The organism is Streptomyces sp. NPDC045021, from assembly GCF_056432645.1.
This window is the reverse complement of sequence record NZ_JBWKIQ010000016.1, coordinates 58,694-79,606: the sequence shown is the minus strand read 5'-3', so window position 1 is coordinate 79,606 and position 20,913 is coordinate 58,694. Positions and strand designations below refer to the sequence as shown.

19 protein-coding genes are annotated in these 20,913 nt (G+C 72.4%); 10 read left to right on the top strand and 9 right to left on the bottom strand.

What is annotated here, in order from left to right; all coding sequences use genetic code 11:
- The first annotated feature begins 94 nt into the window (after positions 1–94).
- Both AC07DC_RS35395 and AC07DC_RS35390 read left to right on the top strand, forming a co-directional pair.
- Positions 95–712, top strand: a complete 618-nt coding sequence (locus AC07DC_RS35395) for a CGNR zinc finger domain-containing protein (RefSeq protein ID WP_478918641.1) — start codon at positions 95–97, stop codon at positions 710–712.
- Positions 713–882: 170 nt separating this feature from the next.
- Positions 883–1,257 carry a GntR family transcriptional regulator gene (locus tag AC07DC_RS35390; RefSeq protein ID WP_478918640.1) on the top strand — a complete coding sequence of 125 codons (375 nt, stop codon included), beginning with the start codon at positions 883–885 and terminating at the stop codon, positions 1,255–1,257.
- 77 nt (positions 1,258–1,334) lie between these two features.
- Here the strand turns inward: AC07DC_RS35390 and AC07DC_RS35385 are convergent, their stop codons facing one another.
- Positions 1,335–2,495: a DUF5925 domain-containing protein gene (locus AC07DC_RS35385; protein ID WP_478918639.1), complete on the bottom strand. Its 1,161-nt coding sequence runs from the start codon at positions 2,493–2,495 to the stop codon at positions 1,335–1,337.
- Positions 2,496–2,746: 251 nt separating this feature from the next.
- Between AC07DC_RS35385 and AC07DC_RS35380 the strand changes: the two genes are divergently transcribed.
- Complete coding sequence (locus tag AC07DC_RS35380; RefSeq protein WP_478918638.1) at positions 2,747–3,541, top strand: SGNH/GDSL hydrolase family protein; 795 nt, start codon at positions 2,747–2,749, stop codon at positions 3,539–3,541.
- Here the strand turns inward: AC07DC_RS35380 and AC07DC_RS35375 are convergent.
- Entirely contained in the window at positions 3,511–5,196 is a 1,686-nt protein-coding gene (locus tag AC07DC_RS35375) for a serine/threonine-protein kinase (protein ID WP_478918636.1), read from the bottom strand. The genes AC07DC_RS35380 and AC07DC_RS35375 overlap by 31 nt on opposite strands.
- A gap of 277 nt (positions 5,197–5,473) precedes the next feature.
- On the opposite strand from AC07DC_RS35375, the gene AC07DC_RS35370 reads away from it, so the two are divergent.
- Positions 5,474–5,737 carry a hypothetical protein gene (locus AC07DC_RS35370; RefSeq protein ID WP_138353313.1) on the top strand — a complete coding sequence of 88 codons (264 nt, stop codon included), beginning with the start codon at positions 5,474–5,476 and terminating at the stop codon, positions 5,735–5,737.
- 181 nt (positions 5,738–5,918) lie between these two features.
- Here AC07DC_RS35370 and AC07DC_RS35365 read toward each other — a convergent pair whose 3' ends face one another.
- The 3 genes from AC07DC_RS35365 to hmgA all read right to left on the bottom strand — a co-directional run bounded on the left by AC07DC_RS35365 (position 5,919) and on the right by hmgA (position 9,464).
- Positions 5,919–7,289 carry a type ISP restriction/modification enzyme gene (locus AC07DC_RS35365; protein ID WP_478918635.1) on the bottom strand — a complete coding sequence of 457 codons (1,371 nt, stop codon included), beginning with the start codon at positions 7,287–7,289 and terminating at the stop codon, positions 5,919–5,921.
- Positions 7,290–7,413: 124 nt separating this feature from the next.
- Positions 7,414–8,160, bottom strand: coding sequence for a GntR family transcriptional regulator (locus AC07DC_RS35360; RefSeq protein ID WP_478918633.1), 747 nt, complete (start codon positions 8,158–8,160; stop codon positions 7,414–7,416).
- Positions 8,157–9,464: a homogentisate 1,2-dioxygenase gene (gene hmgA, locus AC07DC_RS35355; protein ID WP_478918631.1), complete on the bottom strand. Its 1,308-nt coding sequence runs from the start codon at positions 9,462–9,464 to the stop codon at positions 8,157–8,159. The genes AC07DC_RS35360 and hmgA overlap by 4 nt, the downstream gene beginning before the upstream one ends.
- A gap of 118 nt (positions 9,465–9,582) precedes the next feature.
- Between hmgA and AC07DC_RS35350 the strand changes: the two genes are divergently transcribed.
- The 4 genes from AC07DC_RS35350 (at position 9,583) to AC07DC_RS35335 (ending at position 15,581) form a co-directional block, all read left to right on the top strand.
- On the top strand, positions 9,583–10,203 hold the full coding sequence (locus AC07DC_RS35350; protein WP_478918630.1) for a TetR/AcrR family transcriptional regulator: 621 nt from the start codon (positions 9,583–9,585) through the stop codon (positions 10,201–10,203).
- Between the two features lie 172 nt (positions 10,204–10,375).
- Positions 10,376–12,814, top strand: a complete 2,439-nt coding sequence (locus tag AC07DC_RS35345) for a molybdopterin-dependent oxidoreductase (RefSeq protein ID WP_478918628.1) — start codon at positions 10,376–10,378, stop codon at positions 12,812–12,814.
- 67 nt (positions 12,815–12,881) lie between these two features.
- The gene (locus tag AC07DC_RS35340) at positions 12,882–14,282 is read left to right on the top strand and encodes an aldehyde dehydrogenase family protein (protein WP_478918626.1); all 1,401 of its coding nucleotides are present in this window, start codon (positions 12,882–12,884) and stop codon (positions 14,280–14,282) included.
- Between the two features lie 186 nt (positions 14,283–14,468).
- Complete coding sequence (locus AC07DC_RS35335) at positions 14,469–15,581, top strand: Zn-dependent alcohol dehydrogenase (RefSeq protein WP_478918625.1); 1,113 nt, start codon at positions 14,469–14,471, stop codon at positions 15,579–15,581.
- Between the two features lie 176 nt (positions 15,582–15,757).
- Here the strand turns inward: AC07DC_RS35335 and AC07DC_RS35330 are convergent, their stop codons facing one another.
- Entirely contained in the window at positions 15,758–16,267 is a 510-nt protein-coding gene (locus tag AC07DC_RS35330) for a DUF402 domain-containing protein (protein WP_478918624.1), read from the bottom strand.
- Between the two features lie 9 nt (positions 16,268–16,276).
- A complete protein-coding gene (locus AC07DC_RS35325; RefSeq protein WP_478918623.1) occupies positions 16,277–16,912 on the bottom strand; it encodes a TetR/AcrR family transcriptional regulator in 636 nt (211 codons plus the stop codon).
- A gap of 62 nt (positions 16,913–16,974) precedes the next feature.
- Here AC07DC_RS35325 and AC07DC_RS35320 point away from each other — a divergent pair, with 62 nt between their 5' ends.
- Positions 16,975–18,135 (top strand): acyl-CoA dehydrogenase family protein, encoded by a 1,161-nt coding sequence (locus AC07DC_RS35320; RefSeq protein ID WP_478918621.1) that lies wholly within the window; start codon positions 16,975–16,977, stop codon positions 18,133–18,135.
- A gap of 76 nt (positions 18,136–18,211) precedes the next feature.
- The gene (locus AC07DC_RS35315; RefSeq protein ID WP_478918620.1) at positions 18,212–18,853 is read left to right on the top strand and encodes a TetR/AcrR family transcriptional regulator; all 642 of its coding nucleotides are present in this window, start codon (positions 18,212–18,214) and stop codon (positions 18,851–18,853) included.
- Positions 18,854–18,866: 13 nt separating this feature from the next.
- Here AC07DC_RS35315 and AC07DC_RS35310 read toward each other — a convergent pair whose 3' ends face one another.
- Positions 18,867–19,328 (bottom strand): MaoC family dehydratase, encoded by a 462-nt coding sequence (locus tag AC07DC_RS35310; RefSeq protein WP_478918619.1) that lies wholly within the window; start codon positions 19,326–19,328, stop codon positions 18,867–18,869.
- A gap of 139 nt (positions 19,329–19,467) precedes the next feature.
- Positions 19,468–20,901 (bottom strand): amidase, encoded by a 1,434-nt coding sequence (locus AC07DC_RS35305; RefSeq protein ID WP_478918618.1) that lies wholly within the window; start codon positions 20,899–20,901, stop codon positions 19,468–19,470.
- Between the last annotated feature and the right edge of the window lie 12 nt (positions 20,902–20,913).

Below are 20,913 nucleotides of genomic sequence, written 5' to 3'. Positions count from 1 at the left end.
TGTAGCTAATGAGAGAGACTTCCCCTCTCATTAGGGGCCGTAGGCTGGGCCGGGAACGGCCGGATCCACGGCGGAAAGCGGAAAGGGGAGATCCATGGAGCGCCATCTGGCGTTGGAGCTGGTGAGCACGGTCCGGCACGACGGGGACGGCGGCGTCGCGGACGACCTCGCCACCGTCGAGGAGACGACGCGCTGGATCCAGGGCCGGGGCGGCCTGCTCCCCGAGAGCGTCAACGGCGGGGAGTTCACCGCGGACGAGGAACTCAGAAGCCGTGTCGTCGCCCTGCGGCAAGCGGTGCGGGCACTGTTCGCCCAGGCCGTGAGCCCCGCCCCGCCGAGCCGCGCGGACGCCGACCGCCTCATGCCCGTCGACCAGGCCCTGGAGCACCTCAACTCCGCCGCGGCGTCCGAACCGGTCGCCCCCCAGCTGGCCTGGCCCGCCGGGGACGCTCCGGACGCCCGGCTGCTCTCCAGGGAAGGCGATCCGCGGGTGCGGATCGTCGCCGGTCTGGCCCGTGCCGCCATCGACTTCCTGGCAGGTCCGCAGCGGGACCGGCTGCGGGCCTGCACGGCACCGCGATGCGTGCGCTACTTCGTCAAGGGACACGGCCGGCAGGAGTGGTGCAAGCCGGCCTGCGGCAACCGGGCCCGGGTCGCCCGCCACTATCAGCGCACGCGCACCGGTGCGGACATGGAGCCGGAGCGGAGCTGACGCCCGACCCGGCCCGACGCGACGGGGCCCGGCACGGCCAGGCCCGACTCCAGCCTGACCAGGTCCGACGCGGGCCTGCCGGAGTCGGCCCGGGCCGACTCCACCCCGCCCGCCGCGACCCGGTCGCGGGTGAACCCGTCATCCGGGCGCGTTGTGCCAGGATCGCCGCCATGAGCCTGAGGATCACCGTCGCCGCCGACGCGGCCACCGCCCCCTTCGAGCAAGTGCGTGAGCAGATCGCCGATCAGGCGCGCACCGGTCGACTCCCCGTCGGCCACAAGCTCCCGACCGTCCGGGGTCTCGCCGAGGAGTTGGGCCTCGCGGCCAACACGGTCGCCAAGGCGTACCGCGCCCTCGAGGCCGATGGTGTCGTGGAGACCCGCGGCCGGCACGGCACCTTCGTCGCCGCCGCGGGTGATGCCGCCGAGCGGCAGGCCGCTGCCGCCGCCGCGGAGTTCGCGCAGCGCGCCCACCGCCTCGGCCTGGACCGCGCGGCCGCCCTCGCCGCGGTCCAGGAGGCGCTGCGCGCCGCCTACGACGGATAGCTCCTCGCCCCGGGGCGCGCGCCGCACCTGCGACGTACGCGACACCCGGCCGAACCCCCACCCGAACCCGGTACCGATCAGAGGTACAGACCGTCCGACGTCGGGGCCGGAGCCGGGATGGTGGAGCCCGCGCCGCGCCGCAGCGCGTACAGCTCGGCGAGGGTGGCGCCGTCGCGCCCGATGCCCTCGGTGGTGCCGAGCCAGGCGGCGGACTCGTCGCGGGTCAGCGGGCCGACCTCGATACGGGACAGGCAGCGGCCCGGCCGGACGACGGCGGGGTGCAGCCGTTCCAGGTCCTCGTTGGTGGTGATGCCGACGAGCACGTTGCGGCCCTGGCCGAGCAGGCCGTCGGTCAGGTTGAGCAGCCGGGACAGCGCCTGGCCGGTCTGGTGCTTGGCCTGACCGCGGATCAGTTCGTCGCAGTCCTCAAGGAGCAGCAGCCGCCAGCGGCCGCCGGTCGTGCCGTCGTCCTCGCCGATGGCGATGTCCATCAGATAGCCGACGTCGTTGAAGAGCCGCTCAGGGTCCAGGACGCAGTCCACCTGGCACCAGTCGCGCCAGGAGCGGGCCAGCGTGCGCAGCGCGGAGGTCTTGCCGGTGCCGGGCGGGCCGTGCAGGAGCAGCAGCCGGCCGGTGATGTCGTCCTTGGTGAGCTTCATGAGACCGTCCATGGCCTCGGCCACCGGAGCCGTGTAGTTGCCGCGGAGCTCTTCCCAGGTGGCGGCGGAGATCTGCCGGGTGGTGCGGTGCGGGCCGCGGCGCGTTGAGACGTACCAGAAGCCCATGTTGACCGTCTCGGGCTGGGGTTCGGGTTCGTCCTCGGCGTCCTCGACCGTCAGTGAGAGCACCTGCTCGGCCAGTTCGTCGGTGACGGCGGCGACCGTGACGTCGGCGCCGCGGTTCCAGCGGGAGATCAGGATCGTCCAGCCGTCGCCCTCGGCGAGCGTGGCGCTGCGGTCCTTGTCGCGCGCCTGGCGCAGCACGGTGGCGTCCGACGGGATCAGCGTCAGCCCGGACTTGACGTTCTCCAGGGACGCGCCGCGGGAGTACGGCTGCTCGCCGGAGGTGAAGCGCCCGAGGAAGAGAGCGTCGACGACGTCGGATGGTGAATCGCTGTCGTCCAGGCGCAGATGGACGGGTACCGCGCGGTGCGGCGGGCGCGGGGTGTGCCGGGCGTGTGCGGGGTCGGGCGGGCTCTGCGGCACAGGCCTCCTCGGGTCATGGGGCTTTGCGGACATGCGGCCCATGATCCGGCACCGGGGCCGAATCCGCCCAGTGCTTTTCCGGGCCGGAAATCCACCCCGGAAACGGGCCCGGAACGAGGCCCGGATGAGGTTTGGACGCGGCCTGGTCGGCGCGGAGTTGAGGAGTTACGGACGTTTCATACGAATGCAATGCACACGACAAAGATTCATGGTCATGACACTTCCCCCCGTGGGTTACCGGCGGGTACAACAGGTCTCGCAGAGATCCTGCCCAGGGAGGTTCCATGAGACTGTCCCGGTTGGCATCAGCCGTATCCGCGCTGATCCTCACCACTGGCCTCGCGCTCATCGGCGCGGCCCCCGCGCACGCCGCAGCGCCCTCGTACGCAGCCCTCGGAGACTCGTACTCGTCGGGCGTCGGCGCCGGCAGCTACGACAGCTCCAGCGGTGACTGCAAGCGCAGCACCAAGGCATATCCGGCACTCTGGGCGGCGGCCCACGCGCCGTCCTCGTTCGCCTTCACCGCCTGCTCCGGTGCTCGTACCGGTGACGTCCTCAACAACCAGCTCGGTCCGCTCAGTTCGTCCACCGGACTGGTGAGCATCAGCATCGGCGGCAATGACGCAGGCTTCGCCGACGTCATGACCACCTGCGTGCTCAACTCCGAGAGCACCTGTCTGGCCCGGATCGCGCAGGCCCGCACCTACGCGGACAACACCCTCCCCGGTCTCCTCGACAACGTGTACAACGCCATCCACACCAAGGCCCCCAACGCCCATGTGGTCGTGGTCGGCTACCCGCACTTCTACAAGATCGGCGGCAGCTGCTGGGGCGGGCTCAGCGACACCTCCCGCGCCGCGATCAACGGCGCGGCCGACGAACTCGACACCGTGATGGCCAAGCGCGCCGCAGACCACGGCTTCAGCTTCGCCGACGTTCGCGGCACCTTCACCGGGCACGAACTCTGCTCGGGATCACCCTGGCTGAACAGCCTGACGTTCCCGATCGACGAGTCCTACCACCCCAAGGCGGCCGGCCAGTCCGGCGGCTATCTGCCCGCGTTCAGCTCCGCTGCCTGATCCGTACCGTTCGTCCCGGCCCCCGCCGGCGTCGAGGTCGACGTCGGCGGAGCCGGTCTGCAGTCCACGGTGAACGGCACCGGGTCCGACCGGAGTTCCTTCGGGGCCCCGACCTCCACCACGATCCGGTCGGTGGCCTTGCTGCCCGGCTCGAACGACAGCTCGGTGTGGTGGTACGTCAGGGATTTCGGGCCGCCCGCGGCGAACTCGGCGGTCTTCCATCCGGGGTCGGAGTTGCGGCCGTTCTCCGTCGTCCAGCGGAACACCACCGTCGCCGGGGTGCGATCCACCGTGAGCACCGCCGTGAACTCCGGTGCCTGGTCGGCCGGCGCCGGGCACGGCCCCGTGTAACTGTCCCGCTCGGCGGTCACCTTGATCGTGACCTTGACGACCGGAGTGCCGGACGACGAAGGGGACGACGTGGTCGTCGGTGTCGTCGGCTTCCCCGAGGTGCTCGGTGACGAGGTCGTGGTCGGTTTCGTGTCCGTACTGGTGGACGGGGAAGCGCTGCTCGAACTCGATCCGGCCCCGCCGGTCGTACCGCCGCCCTCCGTCCCGCGCTCCTGCAGCTTCCAGGCCACCACGCCCGCCGCCAGGGCGAGCACCAGCGCCCCCGCCGCCAGCACCGTCGCGACCCGCCGGCGCCGTGCCGGATCGGGCTCGGCGCCGTACGACGAGGGCCCCGGCCCGTACGCGGATCCGTACCCCGGGACCGTCGGCGGCGTCGGGCCCCCGGTCCCGCCGGACGGCATCGGTTGCGGCAACGGCTTCGTCCGGGAAGGGGAGCCGGAAGCGGTCGGGGGCAAGGCGGCGGACGGTGGTGCGGTGCGCCCGGCCGCCACGGCGTCCAGCATCCGCTGGGCCTCGCTCCCGCCGAGGCGGTCCGCCGGACTCTTGCGCAGCAGCCCCTCCAGTACCGGACGCAGGGGGCCCGCCCGGTGCGGCTCGGGCAGCTCGTCGTCGACGGCGGCGCGCAGCGTGCTCAGCGCGGTGTCGCGGCGGAACGGCGACGATCCCTCCACCGACCGGTAGAGCAGCACTCCCAGGGACCACAGGTCCGCTTCCGGGCCGGGGGCGTTCCCCATGGCGCGCTCGGGAGCCAGGTACTCCGGCGACCCGATCAGTTCACCCGTGCGCGTCAGCGCCGAGGTGCCCTCGATCATCGCGATGCCGAAGTCCGTGAGAACGACCCGGCCGTCGTTGGCGATCAGTACGTTGCCGGGCTTCACGTCACGGTGCAGCACCCCCGCTGCATGCGCCGCGCGCAGGGCGGCCAGGACGTGACCGCCGAGGTCCGCTGCCTGTCGCGGGGTCATCGGGCCGTCCGCGTCGAGGACCTCGGCGAGCGTGAGCCCGCGGACGAGTTCCATGACGATCCACGGCGCGCCGCCGGCCACGGCCACGTCGTACACCGTGATCACGTTCGGGTGGATGATCCGGGCGGCCGCCCGGCCCTCCTGCTCCAGGCGGGCGTAGAGCTGCCGCACCTCGCGCTCGTCGAGACCGGCGGGCGCCCTGACCTCCTTGACGGCGACCTCGCGGCCGAGCAGTTCGTCGCGGGCCCGCCAGACCACGCCCATCCCGCCACGGCCGAGCTCGCCGATCAGCCGGTAGCGGTTCGCGAGCACCCGCTCACCGCCCGTGCCTTCGCTCATGTGCGAACCCCCGCCCGTAACCGGAGTGATTCGGAGGAAATCTACCTCAACCACGTGTGATTGAAGCCGGTCGCGGCGATGGCGGGTAGGGGTGTGACGGACGGCCTCCGGTTGCCGGTAGTCTGCCAACTGCCTTGCACACGGGGGTAATTCGCTGTTCAGTCGTCAACACCCAGGACCGGAAGGTGAATCCGGGGCCTGGGATGCGCAGGTGACGCGTCGGGGCGATAGGGTTACCCTGCCCGGGCCGGGTGCCCTCGTACGGGTGGGGAGTGTCATGGAACAAATAGCTATGCGGAGCAGGCCGAGAGTGCCTGCCATCAACTGCGGAAGCAGCACGACCAGCACACGTCTGGACCGTCATCTCGCAATACTGGGCGGCCCTGCCGTACCGCACCGTGAGAGCGCGGAGGCGACGTTGCTGATGCGGGAGCTGACATCGCGGGATTCGGCGCGCACCAAGGCGAGCCGCAGTGCACGTGTGTCGCTGTTCGCGCCCCTGCGGCGCCTGCGGCGCTCGCTGTTCGGCAGCCGCGGCTGATCCCACCTTCCGGCGGTCACACCGTCCCGGCACAGCGCTGCGGCCAGCGGCGTTGCGGTGTGCTCGCCGTGAACGGCAGGAGCTCTACGCGCGTCCGCGCGCGTTTCACCGTCGACCGGTCCCCGGCTCACCGGTCTCCAACTCACCGGTCCCGAGGTCACGGGTTCATCGGTTCATCGGTTCACAGCAACGCGAACTGGCCGTCCGGCCCTTCCTCGTGATGGTCCAGCACCGACGCGGGGCGCCGTGCTCCCGCGGGAGCGGGCAGCACCCCCGCCAGACGCAGCGCGTCGGCCGAGATCCCCGCCGAGCGCCCCCGTTCCGCCCCGGCCTCCGCCGCCAGCCGCTCCGCCAGCTTCCGCCGCTCCGGACGGAGCGCGGCGAGCAGCGTGAGCACGGTGACGAGTTCGAGCAGCTCCGTGGTCGTGGCCCGGGTCCAGCGCGCGGGGCGGAGCGCCTCCAGCGTCCCCGGGGCCGCGACGGCCGTCCGCCGCTCGTACCAGGCCTCCAGCACCCGCACCCCGCCCGCGTGGAACTCCCAGGCGGCGGCCGGCACCGGCGAGATCAGCCCGGCCCCGATCCGCAGCGCCTCCTCCTCCGGGTCGTACTCCAGCTCCCCGGCGCGCGGTACGGCGGGCAACGGCGCCCGGACGTACGGGCGCCGGCCGCCGGGCAGCCGGGGATGGCCGCCCGGCCGGCCCGCGACGGGATCCGCGCACCGCTCGCCGCGGGTGTGCAGCCAGATCGAGGTCCGGCCCAGCTCGACGGCCGCGAGCCACAGTTCCGGGTCACGGGTGAGCGGCACCACGACGCCGTCCCGCTGCTCCCGGGCGGGCAGGCCCGCGACGGTGATCCACGCGAGAAGGTCCTCGGCGCTCACCGGCAGGCCGAGGAGGTCGCCGAGCAACTCGGTCAGACCGGGCGCCAGATTGGGGTCCTGCCCGCCGGGCCGCCGGTACAGCGGCCGGATCCGGCCCGGTTTCCCGGCGGGGGAGCGGCCGTCGGGCAGGACGGCGCCGAACGACAGTGCGGGACCGGGGACGTTCGGGAGACGGGCCTGCTCCACGGCGAAGATCTGCCGCTCGTCGGCGACCCGCCACAGCTCGGGGCGGGCGGCGTCGATCAGCCGGTGGTCGGGGATCAGCCACTGCAGGTCGAACGCGCCGTGCAGGACGCGGACCGGGTCGGGGCACGGCCCGCTCTCACGGGCGAGCCGGGTGGTGGCGGTGGGCTGTCCCTCCCGTCCCGGCACCGCGAGCTGCGGGGCCGGGGTGTGCAGTCCGCGGGCCCGGCTCGGGCGCAGCAGCCGCTCACGTTCCGCGTCGTCCGGCGCCGCCAGCAGCGCGTCCCAGCGGGCCCGGAGCGCCTGCGCGTCGGGCGCCACCGCCCAGGACCGCCCGTACAGCAGCGGTGCCACGGACCACGGCATCAGATCGGCGAGCAGGGGAGCGCCATGGCCCGCCCCGGAGATGGAGCCGGCAGCTCGTGGCGGCGTCACGTCACGGGCCTCCCCAGCGCCTGGATTCGCGGATGCGCTTCCCACCGTCGGCATCGTACTGAGCCACGGTCGCGGCCGCACCGCCGCCCGTGAAGCGCGGTCGGTGCGGTCGGTCCGGGTTTTGCGGCCGGTCCGGTCTTCGCGGTCGGTGCGCAGGGACGACGCCCGGCCGATGGCGTCAGCGCGCCTCCATCGTCACCGTGAACGAGAACCGGTCCCCGCGGTAGTGGATCCGCACCACGTCCACCGCGCGCCCCGACTCGTCGTACGTCACCCCCGTGTAGTGCAGGATCGGGCTGAGCAGCGGGACCTGGAGCAACCGCGCGGTCTCCGGATCCGCCAGCCGGGCCTCCACCGTGTCGGTGATCCGGCTGATCCGCACACCGACCGCGTCCCGCAGGACCTTCGTCATCGGCCACCGTTCGAGGTCGGCCAGATCGATGCGCCCGGCGAGTTCCGGACGGACGAAGTTCTCCGCCCAGTTGGTCGGCTCGCCGCTCTCCTCGCAGCGCAGCCGCCGGAAGAAGGCCGCCTCCGCCAGGTCCGGGAAGTGCTCGGCGGCCCAGGACGGAACGGGCGCGGTCCCGTGCGAGAGCACCGCGGTGTGCTCCCCCGACTGCTGGGCCACGATCGCGTCGACCGACCCCAGCAGCCGGACCGGGGCGCCGCGCAGCGCGGTCGGTTCTATGAAGGTGCCACGCCGCCGGTGCCGGCTGATCAGCCCCTCCGCCTCCAGTTCCTTGAGCGCCTGGCGCATCGTCAGCACGCTCACGCCGTAGTGGCCTGCCAGGTCGTCCTCGGTCGGCAGCCGCAGCGGGGCGTCCGGGCGGCGGCCCAGTATCGAGGCGCGCAGCGACTGCGAGACCTGGTACCACAGCGGCAGTTTGCGGTTGAGGACGATCGAGTCCGGGGCGAAGGCGGTCATGACGTCCTGAAGTGCCGCTCAAGGCCCTTCCACACCTCGTCGTAACCCTCCTGCCGGTGATCGGCGGCGAGCGCGCCGGTGGTCGGTACGACGGGCCAGCGCGTCTCGAACATGAAGGCCAGCCCGTCGTCGACCTTCTGCGGCTTCAGCTCGGCGGCGCTGGCCTTGTCGAAGGTGGCGCGGTCCGGACCGTGCGCCGACATCATGTTGTGCAGCGAGGAGCCGCCGGGGACGAACCCCTCCGCCTTCGCGTCGTACGCGCCCTCGATCAGGCCCATGAACTCGCTCATGACGTTGCGGTGGAAGTACGGCGGGCGGAAGGTGTCCTCGCCGACCAGCCAGCGCGGCGCGAAGACGACGAAGTCGGCGTTGGCCAGCCCGGGGGTGTCGGAGGGGGAGGTCAGCACGGTGAAGATCGACGGGTCCGGGTGGTCGTAGCTCAGCGAGCCCAGGACGTTGAAGCGCCGCAGGTCGTAGACGTACGGGACGAAGTTGCCGTGCCAGCCGACGACATCGAGCGGCGAGTGGTCGTAGGTCGCCGCCCAGAGGTTCCCGCCGAACTTGTTGAGCACCTCGACCGGTTCCTCGCGGTCCTCGAAGGCGGCCACCGGCGCCAGGAAGTCCCGCGCGTTGGCCAGGCCGTTCGCCCCGATCGGGCCGAGGTCGGGGAGCCGGAAGGCCTGGCCGTAGTTCTCGCAGACATAGCCGCGGGCCGTGGGATCCAGCAGCTCCACCCGGAAACGGAGCCCGCGGGGGATGAGCGCCACCTCGCCGGGGCCGGCCTGGAGCAGGCCCAGCTCGGTGCGGAGCAGCAGGGTGCCGTGCTCGGGCACGATCAGGAACTCGCCGTCGGAGGAGGAGAAGACCCGGTCCGTCATCGACGTGTTGGCCGCGTACCAGTGGATGCCGATGCCCTCGCGGCGCAGCACGTCGCCGTTGCCCCCTACGGAGACCAGGCCCTGGACGAAGTCCGTGGGCACGTCCGGCAGCGCGGGCGCGCTCCAGCGCAGCCGGTTGGGGTCGGGCTCGACGTCCAGGAAGGGCGCGCTGCGCAGCGCGCCGTTGTCGACGCGGCGGAACGGCGGATGCGCGGCCGAGGGGCGGATCCGGTACAGCCAGCTGCGGCGGTTCTGGTGCCGGGGCTCGGTGAACGCGGTGCCGCTGAGCTGCTCCGCGTACAGGCCGAGCGGGGCGCGCTGCGGAGAGTTCCGGCCGATCGGCACGGCTCCGGGCACCGCCTCGCTGACGTGCTCGTTCCCAAAACCGGGGGAGTACGTGAGGTCCGTGTCGTGCGTGCTGCCCATCGTGCGCTCCCGGTGCCGTTGTTCCATTCCTATGGTCGACCATAGGAATGCGACCGGCAAACCGTCAATGACCTTGGACCGGGCCGCCGCTAGGGTGGCCTGAAAAGGAGGGTGTGCCGTGACCGGCCATGGGCTCCGCCGAACCCCGGTGCAGCAGCGCAGCACCGAACGCCTCAGCCGCATCCTCGACGCCTGCGCGCAGCTGCTGGACGAGGCCGGGTACGACAGCCTCAGCACCCGCGCGGTGGCCGCCCGCGCCGGCGTCCCGATCGGCTCCGTCTACCGCTTCTTCTCCAACAAGCGCGCCATGGCCGACGCCTTGGCGCAACGCAATCTCGACCGGTACCTGGATCGCGTCACGGCCCGCCTCGGGGAACGGGGAGCGGGGACGAGGGGCCGCCGGCCGCCGCCCGGCACCCCGCTGTCGCTCGACGTCGCCGTCGAGGTGGTCGTCGACGAGTACATCGCGATGAAGGGCGTCACCCCCGGTTTCGAGCTCGTCGATTTCGGCATCCCGGGTGAACCCGACCCCAATCGCCACGTCGCCGACCGGCTGCTCGACCTGCTCGCCGGGCCGCTGGGCCTCGACCCGGCGGACGCGTACGCCCGCCTCACCTTCGTGATCAGCGTGGAGGCCGCCGACGCCTTGCTCCAGCTGGCCTTCCGTACCGATCCGGCGGGGGACCCGGCCGTCATCGCCGAGACCAAACGGCTGCTGAGCGCCTATCTCGACCGTTAGCCCGACCGTTAGGCAGTACCGCTGGGTCCTGTCGGCCGGCCGATCGGGAGGGTCCCAATCGGCCGGAGGGTCCCGATCGGCCGTCCGATTGGGGCCCTCCCGGGGGTTCACACATGCATACCGGTCGGTATGCTCACCTGTACGTGCGCTGCCCTCGTCCCAGGAGAGCCTGATGACCCGTACCGCCCTGCGTATCTGCCCGCTGTGCGAGGCCACCTGCGGTCTGACACTCACCCTTGAGGACGACACGGTCACGAGCGCCCGCGGCGACCGCGACGACGTGTTCAGCGCCGGCTTCATCTGCCCCAAGGGCGCGACCTTCGGCGCCCTCGACGCCGACCCCGACCGGTTGAGGCGGCCCCTCGTACGCCAGGACGGCCGGCTCGTCGAGACCAGCTGGGCCGAGGCGTTCGCGGCCGTCGCCGCGGGACTCGGCGCGATCACCGCCGCGCACGGGCCCGACGCCGTGGGGGTCGTCCTCGGCAACCCCAACGTGCACACCGTCGCGGGCGGCCTCTACCCCTCGCAGCTGATCGGCGCCCTGCGCAGCCGCAACATCTTCTCCGCCAGCACCCTCGACCAGATGCCCAAGCACGTCGCGTGCGGCTATCTCTTCGGCGACCCCAACGCGATCCCGGTCCCCGACCTGGACCGCACCGACCACCTGCTCGTCATCGGCGCGAACCCGCTGGTCTCCAACGGCAGTCTGGCCACCGCCGCCGACTTCCCCGGCAAGCTCAAGGCGCTGCGGCGGCGCGGCGGACGGATCACCGTCATCGACCCCAAGCGCACCCGTACCGCCGAGATCGCCGACCGGCACGTCTCGCTGCGGCCGGGCACCGACGCGGCGCTGCTCTTCGCCGTCGTCCACGTGCTGTTCGCCGAGGACCTGACCGATCTCGGCGCGCTCGCCGACCAGGTGACCGGCGTGGAGGAGGTGCGCGCGCTGGCCGCCGCGTTCACCCCGGAGGCCGTCGAGGGCGTGTGCGAGGTGCCGGCCGCCGAGATCCGCGCCCTCGCCCGCGAACTGGCCGCCGCGCCCAGCGCCGCCGTCTACGGGCGGCTCGGCAGCACCGCCGTCGAGTTCGGCACCCTGTGCAGCTGGCTGGTGGACGTGCTCAACGTGCTGACCGGCAACCTCGACCGGCCCGGCGGCGCGATGTTCCCGCTCGCCCCGACCGCGCGGGCGCCCCGGCCCGCCGCGCCAGGCAAGGGCTTCACCGTCGGCCGCTGGCACAGCCGGGTCTCCGGCCACCCCGAGGTGAAGAGCGAACTCCCCAGCGCCGCTCTCGCCGAGGAGATCGACACCCCCGGCGAAGGCCGCATCCGGGCCGTCATCGCTCTCGCCGCCAACCCGGTGCTCTCCGCGCCCGACGGGCACCGGCTCGACCGGGCGCTGGCCGGGCTGGACTTCATGGTCAGCGTGGACCCGTATCTCAACGAGACCTCCCGGCACGCCCATGTCGTGCTGCCGCCGCCGCGCCCGACGCAGAGCGCGCACTACGACTTCGCCTTCTCCACGCTCGCCGTCCGCAACACCGTGCGCTACAGCCGCCCGGCCGTCGAGCTGGAGGACGGCCGACCCGACGAGCCCGAGATCTACGCCCGGCTCGTCCAGATCCTGTCCGGCGCGGAGCCGGACGCGGACCCCGCCGCCGTCGACGAGCAGGCCATCACCCGGCTGCTCGCCCGCGCGATCGCCGACCCGCACTCGCCGCTGCACGGCGGCGACCCGGCCGAGCTGGCGGGCCGGCTCGGCGGCCGGACCGGATACGAGCGGCGGCTCGACCTCATGCTCCGCCTCGGCCCGTACGGCCTCACCCTCGACAAGGTCCTCGCCCAGCCGCACGGCATCGACCTCGGCCCGCTCGCCCCCCGCATCCCCGAGGTCCTGCGCACTCCGTCGGGCCGGATCGAACTCGCCCCCGCGCCGATCGTCGCCGACGTGCCGCGGCTGCTGCGCTCCCTGACCGAACGGGCGGCGGGGCCCGTCCTCATCGGCCGCCGCCATCTGCGCTCCAACAACAGCTGGATGCACAACCTGCCGGCGCTCTCCGGCGGCACCAACCTCTGCACCCTGCAGGTCCACCCCGAGGACGCGGCCCGGTTCGGGCTCGCCGACGGGGCGACCGCCCTGATCAAGGGCGACGGCGGCGAGATCGAGGCCCCCGTCGAGGTCACCGACGCCGTACGCCCCGGCGTCGTCAGCCTGCCGCACGGCTGGGGGCACGACCGCGACGGCACCCGGCTGGCCACCGCCGGCCTGCGCCCCGGCGCCAACGTCAACCAACTCCTCGACGGCAGCCGCCTCGACCCGCTCTCCGGCACCGCCGTCCTCAACGGCTTCCCGGTGCAGATCTCGCCGCTGGCGGAGGTGAGCGGGGGTGACGTGAGCGGGGGCGACGTGAGCGGGGATGACGTGAGCGGGGGCGACGTGAGCCGCGGTGATGTGAGCCGGGGCGACGTCGGCCGGGGCGACGTGAGCCGGGGTGACGTGAGCCGGGGTGATGTGAGCCGGGGTGATGTGAGCCGCGGTGATGTGAGCCGGGGCGACGTCGGCCGGGGCGACGTGAGCCAGCACACGGAAGGGCCTCTGGCGGGCCAAAACTAACGGCGCTAGTTTGGGCGGGTCGGTCGGGTGGTTCAGGCAGACCGCCCCCTATTGGGAGGACGACGACGTGAAGGCTCACGACGGCATGTACATCGACGGGGCATGGCGCCCCGCCGCCGGGCACGAGTCGATCGAGGTGGTCAACCCGGCGGACGAGCAGGTCATCGCTTCCGTGCCGGCCGGTACCCCGCAGGACGTCGACGCCGCCGTACGGGCCGCGCGCGCCGCGCTTCCCGGCTGGGCCGCGACCGCGCCCGCCGACCGCGCCGCACTCATCGGCGCGCTGCGCGACCGGCTGGCGGCCCGCCGCGAGGAGATCGCCGGGACCATCAGCGCCGAACTCGGCGCCCCGCTCGGCTTCGCCGCCGCCGTCCACACCGACCTGCCGATCGCCGTGGCCGGCTCGTACGCGGAGCTCGCCGCGTCGTACGCCTTCGAGGAGAAGGTCGGCAACTCCACCGTCCTCCAGGAGCCGGTGGGCGTCGTCGGCGCCATCACGCCCTGGAACTACCCGCTGCACCAGATCGTCGCCAAGGTCGCCCCCGCGCTCGCCGCGGGCTGCACGATCGTCCTCAAGCCCGCCGAGGACACCCCGCTCACGGCACAGCTCTTCGCCGAGGCCGTCGACGAGGCGGGCATCCCGGCCGGGGTGTTCAACCTCGTCACCGGCCTCGGCCCGGTCGCCGGACAGGCGCTGGCCGCTCACGACGGCGTGGACCTCGTCTCGTTCACCGGCTCCACCGCCGTCGGCAAGCAGATCGGCGCCACCGCGGGCGCCGCCGTCAAGCGCGTCGCCCTCGAACTCGGCGGCAAGTCCGCCAACGTCATCCTGCCGAGCGCCGACCTCGCCAAGGCGGTCAACGTGGGGCTCGGCAACGTCTTCTCCAACTCCGGCCAGACCTGCAGCGCCTGGACGCGCATGCTCGTCGACGCCGACCGGTACGACGAGGCCGTGGAGATCGCCACGGCCGCCGCCGCCAAGTACGTGCCGGGGGACCGGCTCGGTCCGGTCGTCAACGCCAAGCAGCGCGACCGGGTCCGCGGCTACATCCGGCGCGGCATCGAGGAGGGCGCCAGGGTCGTCGCGGGCGGACCCGACGCCCCCGAGGGGTTCGGGAACGGCTACTACATCCGGCCGACCGTCTTCGCCGACGTCACCCCGGAGATGACCATCGCCCAGGAGGAGATCTTCGGCCCGGTCGTCGCGATCCTGAAGTACGAGGACGAGGACGACGCCCTGCGCATCGCCAACGGCACCGTCTACGGTCTTGCGGGCGCGGTCTGGGCGGCCGAGGAGTCCGAAGCCGTCGCGTTCGCCCGCCGGATGGACACCGGGCAGGTCGACATCAACGGCGGCCGGTTCAACCCGCTGGCGCCGTTCGGCGGGTACAAGCAGTCGGGCGTCGGCCGCGAGCTGGGCACGCATGGGCTGGCGGAGTATCTGCAGACGAAGTCGCTCCAGTTCTGAGCGCTGGTTCTGGGCTCCCGGTTCTGGGCTCCGGTTCCGAGGTCCGGTTCTGAGGTCCGGTTCCGAGCTCCAGATCCGGCCGCCGGTTCTGGCCTGCCGCTGTGATGGGTACCGTGCTCCGGGCTGCCCGAACGTCCACAGCCGAGTGGCCGGAGCAGTCCCAGAAGAGAGTCCGAGAGGAAACCCGTGGTCCGCGCCGCCGTCCTTCCCGCCGTCAGCCAGCCCCTGATCGTCACCGAGATCGAGATTACGGCACCTGGCCCCGGCCAGGTCCGGGTGCGCCTCGCCGCCGCGGGCGTCTGCCACTCCGACCTGTCGCTGTCCAACGGGACGCTGCGGCAGCCCGTCCCGGCCGTCCTCGGGCACGAGGGCGCCGGGACCGTCATCGAGGTCGGCGAGGGTGTCACGGCAGTCGCGCCGGGCGACCGCGTCGTCCTCAACTGGGCGCCCTCCTGCGGTGCCTGTCACTTCTGCGGCCTGGACGAGCCCTGGCTCTGCGCCAACGCCGGAGCCGCCGCGACGCACCCGTACGCGAAGCTCTCCTCGGACGGGAGCGAGCTGTACCCGGGGCTGGGCACCGCGGTCTTCGCCGAGGAGACGGTCGTCCCCGAGAACGCGATCCTGCCGCTGCCGGACGGTATCCCGCTCACCGACGCCGCGCTGCTCGGCTGCGCGGTCCTCACCGGCTACGGGGCCGTCCACCACGCCGCGCGGGTCCTCACCGGCGAGTCGGTCGCGGTCTTCGGTGTCGGTGGCGTCGGGCTGTCCGTGCTGCAGTCCACCCGCATCGCGGGCGCAGGCCCGATCATCGCCGTCGATGTCTCGCCGGCGAAGGAGGAACTGGCGAGGGCGGCGGGGGCCACCGAGTTCGTGCTCGCCTCCGACGACTCCTCCGGCACCTCTGACACCCCTGACACCGCGAAGCGGATCCGCAAACTGACCGGCGGGTACGGCGCGGACGTCGCCATCGAGTGCGTCGGCCGCGCCGACACCATCCGTACCGCTTGGTCTGCCACCCGGCGCGGCGGGCGCACGACGGTCGTCGGCATCGGCGGCCAGGACCAGCAGGTCACGTTCTCCGCGCTGGAACTGTTCTACTTCGGCCGCACCCTGTCCGGCTGCGTCTACGGCAACAGCGACCCGGCCAGGGATCTGCCGGTGCTGGCGGAACACATCCGCGCGGGGCGCCTCGACCTCGGGGCGATGGTGACGGAGCGGATCGGGCTGGACGGGATTCCGGCGGCGTTCGAGGCTATGACGAGTGGGCGTGGCGGGCGGGCTCTGGTGGTGTTCGACTGATCGTGCGTCGTGGGTGCGGTGCCCGGGTCCTCCGGGGTGGAGGTCCGAAATCGTATATTTACGGTCCCCCAACCTTCGGCCGGGGGTGCCCCCAGCGGCCCACAAATACACGGCAGCATTTCGGACCCCACCCCTGCGGCCCCGGTCACCTCACGTTCGGGCGGCCCGCTTCGTCTCTACTCGACGTGGGCGAGCCACCCGCGGTAGGTCGTGGCGAACGGTTCGGCTCCGTCGCCCACCTGTTTCATGAGCCACTGGGCCGATCCGGCAGCCTGCTCGATGACGTCGGCCGGATAGCCGTAGCGGACCTGGTGTTCGGCGAACTCGTCCTCGTCCACGAGGCGCGGTGCGGGCTCGCCGCGCTTGAGGAGCACGTCGAGGTCGAGGTCGATCATGGTGACCTCGATCCCGGAGACCCACTGCGGCGGCGTGGTGATGTCGCAGTAGATCTCGGTGGAGCGGGGTGCGGCGTTGAAGGCCGCCGTCCACCACCCCTGCCGAGGGAAGAGGATCACATGCGCCTCCGGGCACGGGATCTCCGGGCCGTCGCCCTTGCGCATCACGCTGTCGGCGGGCAGCCCGAGCCAGACACCGTGCTCGTCCTCGCCGAGCCGCCGCATCCGCAGATTCCAGTGCAGCGATCCGTCGTACTTGCGGTAGTTGACGTAGACCTCGGGTTCGGACATGGCAGGAGACTAACGGGACAGCTCTTCGTACTGCAGGGCCAGCCCGTCCACCAGGGCCCGCAGTCCCGTCTCGAACGCGCCCTCGTCGACCTGCTGTTGGTGCTCCGCCAGCAGATGTGCGCTGCCCAGGTGCGGGTAGTCGGCCGGGTCGTACGCTCCCGCGTCGTCGACGAAGCCGCGGGCGAACGAGCCGAGGGCGGAGCCCGCCACGAAGTACCGCATCAGCGCGCCGATGCGGGTGGCGTGCGCGGGCGGCCAGCCGGCGTCCACCATGCCGCCGAAGACGGCGTCGGCCATCCGCAGTCCGGCCGGCCTGCGGCCCGGTCCCTGGGCGAGGAACGGCACGATGTTGGGGTGTGCGGTCAGGGCCGCGCGGTAGGAGCGGCCCCACGCCAGTAGCGCCGTCCGCCAGTCGGGACCGCCCTGGAACATCGACAGATCGACCTGGGAGACGACCGTGTCGGCCACCGCGTCGAGGATGTCGTCCTTGACCTTGAAGTGGTTGTAGAGCGAGGGCCCGCTGACCCCGAGTTCGGCCGCGAGTCGCCGGGTCGAGAGCGCCTGCAGCCCTTCCGTGTCCACGAGTGTGAGCGCCGCAGCGACGATGAGTTCGCGGTTCAGGAGGGGCTTGCGAGGGCGGGCCATGCCACGCATAGTAGGGCCTGCGCACCGAAAACTAGCGGTGCTAATTTATGGGAGGTGCCCCCGTGGACCTTGCGCTCTCGCAGGAGCAGACCGCCGTCCGGCAGCTCGCCAGGGACTTCACGGAACGCGAGATCACGCCGCATGTGGTGGCGTGGGACCGCGCCGAGAGCGTGGACCGGGGGATCGTCAAGAAGCTCGGCGCGCTCGGGTTCCTCGGTCTCACGATCGACGAGGAGTACGGCGGCTCGGGCGGCGACCATCTCGCGTACTGCCTTGTGACTGAGGAGCTGGGTCGGGGTGACTCCGCCGTGCGCGGCATCGTCTCGGTGTCGCTGGGGTTGGTCGCCAAGTCGATCGCGTACTGGGGCAGCGAGGAGCAGAAGCGCGCGTGGCTGCCGCGGCTCACCTCCGGTGAGGCGGTCGGCTGCTTCGGGCTGACCGAGCCCGGCACCGGTTCGGACGCCGCGAACCTGACCACCCGGGCGGTCCGCGACGGCGATTCCTACGTGATCACCGGCTCCAAGATGTTCATCACCAACGGCACCTGGGCCGATGTCGTCCTGCTCTTCGCGCGCACCGGCGATCCCGTGCAGGCGCCGGGTCACAAGGGCGTCAGCGCCTTCCTCGTGCCCACCGACACCCCCGGACTGACGCGCAGGGAGATCCACGGCAAGCTCGGGCTGCGCGGCCAAGCCACCGCCGAGCTGGTTCTCGACGAGGTCCGCGTGCCGGCCTCCGCCATGATCGCGCCCGAGGGCAAGGGCTTCTCGGTCGCGATGTCCGCTCTGGCCAAGGGGCGGATGTCGGTCGCCGCGGGCTGCGTCGGGATCGCCCAGGCGTGCCTGGACGCGGCCGTGGCGTACGCGGGGGAGCGCGAGCAGTTCGGCAAGCCGATCGCCCACCACCAACTCGTGCAGGAGCTGATATCCGACATCGCCGTGGACGTGGACGCCGCCCGGCTCCTCACCTGGCGCGTCGCCGACCACATCGACCGCGGGCTGCCCTTCGCCACCGAGTCCTCGGTGGCGAAGCTCTACGCCAGCGAGGCCGCGGTGCGCGCCGCCAACAACGCGCTGCAGGTGTTCGGCGGGCACGGGTACATCGACGAGTACCCGGCGGGGAAGCTGCTGCGGGATGCGCGCGTCATGACGCTGTACGAGGGCACCAGCCAGATCCACAAGCTGCTCATCGGGCGCGCCCTGACCGGGGTCTCCGCCTTCTGAGCGCCGGGCGGCCGGTCTGATTGACCGACCGGCCGGTATCTAAGCGCTTGCTCACCTTGGCTGTAGGGTGTCGGCCATGGATGTGGAGGCAGGAACGACCGACGTGTGGAGCGACGTCACCCCCGATGCGGCCCGCCGGCTGGTGGTCGCCGCGGTCGAGGCGTTCGCCGAGCGCGGGTACCACGCGACGACGACCCGTGACATCGCCGGTCGCGCCGGGATGAGCCCCGCCGCGCTCTACATCCACTACAAGACCAAGGAAGAGCTGCTCTACCAGATCAGCCGGGTCGGCCATCTGCGCTCCGTCGGCCTGCTCGAAGAGGCCGCCAACGGCTCCGGCGAGCCGGGCGAGCGGCTCGCCGTGGCCGTCCGGGCCTTCGTCAGCTGGCATGCGGAGCGGCACACCACCGCCCGCGTCGTGCAGTACGAGCTGGGCGCCCTCGCCGAGGAGCACTACACCGAGATCGTCGCGCTGCGCCGCAAGTCGGAGCGCGCGGTCCGCTCGATCATCGAGGACGGCGTACGGTCCGGCGACTTCGACGTGCCGGACGTCGCCGGCACCGCGCTCGCCATCCTGTCGCTGTGCATCGACGTGGCCCGCTGGTTCAACCCCGACGGACGCCGTACGCCCGACGACGTCGGCGTGCTCTATGCCGACCTCGTCGGGCGCATGGTCAGCCCGCGTCAGCCCGTGTCCGCGGACGGACTCCGGTCGTAGGGTCCGGCGGCGGTCACAGATAGAAGCGGGCCACCGTCTCCGCGACGCAGACCGGCTTGTCCCCGCCCTCGCGCTCGATCGTCACCCTGGTGACGAGCTGGACGCCGCCGCCGACCTCGGTGACCTCCGCGATCTGCGCGGTCGCCCGCAGCCGCGAGCCGACCGGTACGGGCGCGGGGAAGCGGACCTTGTTGACGCCGTAGTTGACGCCCATCTTCACGCCCTCGACCCGGAAGAGGTCGGGCGTGAGCGACGGGATCAGCGACAGCGTCAGATAGCCGTGCGCGATGGTCGTACCGAACGGTCCCTGGGCGGCCTTCTCCGGGTCGACGTGGATCCACTGGTGGTCGCCGGTCGCCTCCGCGAACAGGTCGATCCGCTTCTGGTCGACCTCCAGCCAGCCGGTCGTACCGAGCTGCTCGCCGACCGCCGCCCGGAGATCGTCCAGCGAAGCGAAGATCCTGGCCTGCGACATCTGATGCCTCCTGTGCCCAACTGCCCAACGGGTTACTAAGCGCTTGCTCAGCATGGTTCGGGTCGTCGGCCGTGTCAACGCCCGCACGTCGGGCACAGGAGATTCCCAGCGGGGATTCAGCGTGCCGGAGCGGGGCGGCTCACCACATCGAGGGCCGGCGCTGCGCCCACGGCCGGGCCGCCTCCAGCTGCGCCGACAGCGAGATGAGCGTGGCCTCGTCCCCGTACCGGCCGCCGAACATCACGCCGATCGGCAGGCCCGCCGCCGTCCAGTGCAGCGGAACGTTCACCGCCGGCTGGCCGGTGGCGTTGTAGAGCGGGGTGAACGGCGTGAAGGCCGCCAGGCCGGCGAACTCCGCCGCCGGGTCGGCGTCGTTGCGCAGCCCGCCCACCGGGGCGGGCGGCTGGGCCAGCGTCGGGGTCAGGATGACGTCGTACGAGGACAGCAGCGCGTCGGCGATCAGCTGGCCCAGCGCGCGGAACGCGTACAGCGCCGCCGCGAACTCCGACCCCGACACCCGGCCGCCCCGCTCGCGCAGATGCCGGGTGAGCGGCATCAGCAGCTCCTCGTGCTCCGGGGCGACCGGGTAGACGGTCGACATCACGCCCCACACCTGGCCGAAGGCGTGGCGGATGCCGTCGTCGACCGGCAGCTCCATCTCGTCCACCTGGTGGCCGAGGTCGCGCAGCAGCTCCGCCGCCCCGTCGTACGCCGCCCGGCAGTCCGGGTGCAGTTCCACGCCCGGCACCGGCGGGGTCGGCAGCGCCACCACCCGCAGCCGCCCCGGCTCGATCCCGGCGTACGAGGCGAAGGTCGTGCCCGGCGGCAGCGAGGGCGCCCCGTACGGGACGCCGGGCATCGGGCCCGCCAGGATGTCGAGCAGCGTGGCGGCGTCCGCGACGCTGCGGGCGAGCGGCCCCGACGTGCTCAGACCGCTCACATCGTGCTGCACGGGACCGCCGCTGACCCGTCCCCGGCTCGGCTTGATGCCGAACAGCCCGCAGACGGACGCCGGAATGCGGATCGAACCGCCGCCGTCGCTGCCCTGCGCGATCGGCGCCAGCCCGGACGCGACCGCCGCGGCGGCGCCCCCGCTGGAACCGCCGGCGGAAAGCTCCAGGTCCCAGGGGGTGCGGGCGGGCGGCGCGAGCTGGTTCTCGGTGTAGCAGGGCAGCCCGAACTCGGGGGTGTTGGTCTTGCCGAGCAGGATCGTCCCCGCCTCGCGGAGCTTCGTCACCACATGGTCGTCGATGTCGGGGACGTGGTCGGCGTACGCCCGCGAGCCGAGCGTGCAGCGCACCCCCGCCACGAAGTTGAGGTCCTTCACCGGCACCGGAACGCCGTGCAGCGGCGGCAGTTCGCGCCGCTCGCGGCGCGCGGCCAGCGCTTCGCTCTCCGCGTCGGCCGCCTGCTTGCGGGCGATCTCGGGGGTTACGGTGATGTACGCACCGACGGTCTCGTTGAGCCGCTCGACGCGGTCGAGATAGTGCTCGGTCAGTTCGACCGGCGAGACGGATCCCGTCCGTACCTGCTCCGCCTGCTCCACCGCGGTCAGATCGTGCAGCTGCGCCATGGCTGTCCCGTC

Bases quoted from the DNA above. Each gene is read 5' to 3' on its own strand.
- hmgA (WP_478918631.1), bottom strand. From the start codon at position 9,464: ATGGGCAGCACGCACGACACGGACCTCACGTACTCCCCCGGTTTTGGG.
- AC07DC_RS35305 (WP_478918618.1), bottom strand. From the start codon at position 20,901: ATGGCGCAGCTGCACGATCTGACCGCGGTGGAGCAGGCGGAGCAGGTA.
- AC07DC_RS35330 (WP_478918624.1), bottom strand. From the start codon at position 16,267: ATGTCCGAACCCGAGGTCTACGTCAACTACCGCAAGTACGACGGATCG.
- AC07DC_RS35390 (WP_478918640.1), top strand. From the start codon at position 883: ATGAGCCTGAGGATCACCGTCGCCGCCGACGCGGCCACCGCCCCCTTC.
- AC07DC_RS35370 (WP_138353313.1), top strand. From the start codon at position 5,474: ATGGAACAAATAGCTATGCGGAGCAGGCCGAGAGTGCCTGCCATCAAC.
- AC07DC_RS35315 (WP_478918620.1), top strand. From the start codon at position 18,212: ATGGATGTGGAGGCAGGAACGACCGACGTGTGGAGCGACGTCACCCCC.
- AC07DC_RS35380 (WP_478918638.1), top strand. From the start codon at position 2,747: ATGAGACTGTCCCGGTTGGCATCAGCCGTATCCGCGCTGATCCTCACC.
- AC07DC_RS35360 (WP_478918633.1), bottom strand. From the start codon at position 8,160: ATGACCGCCTTCGCCCCGGACTCGATCGTCCTCAACCGCAAACTGCCG.
- AC07DC_RS35385 (WP_478918639.1), bottom strand. From the start codon at position 2,495: ATGTCCGCAAAGCCCCATGACCCGAGGAGGCCTGTGCCGCAGAGCCCG.
- AC07DC_RS35345 (WP_478918628.1), top strand. From the start codon at position 10,376: ATGACCCGTACCGCCCTGCGTATCTGCCCGCTGTGCGAGGCCACCTGC.
- AC07DC_RS35375 (WP_478918636.1), bottom strand. From the start codon at position 5,196: ATGAGCGAAGGCACGGGCGGTGAGCGGGTGCTCGCGAACCGCTACCGG.
- AC07DC_RS35325 (WP_478918623.1), bottom strand. From the start codon at position 16,912: ATGGCCCGCCCTCGCAAGCCCCTCCTGAACCGCGAACTCATCGTCGCT.
- AC07DC_RS35310 (WP_478918619.1), bottom strand. From the start codon at position 19,328: ATGTCGCAGGCCAGGATCTTCGCTTCGCTGGACGATCTCCGGGCGGCG.
- AC07DC_RS35365 (WP_478918635.1), bottom strand. From the start codon at position 7,289: ATGCCGACGGTGGGAAGCGCATCCGCGAATCCAGGCGCTGGGGAGGCC.
- AC07DC_RS35395 (WP_478918641.1), top strand. From the start codon at position 95: ATGGAGCGCCATCTGGCGTTGGAGCTGGTGAGCACGGTCCGGCACGAC.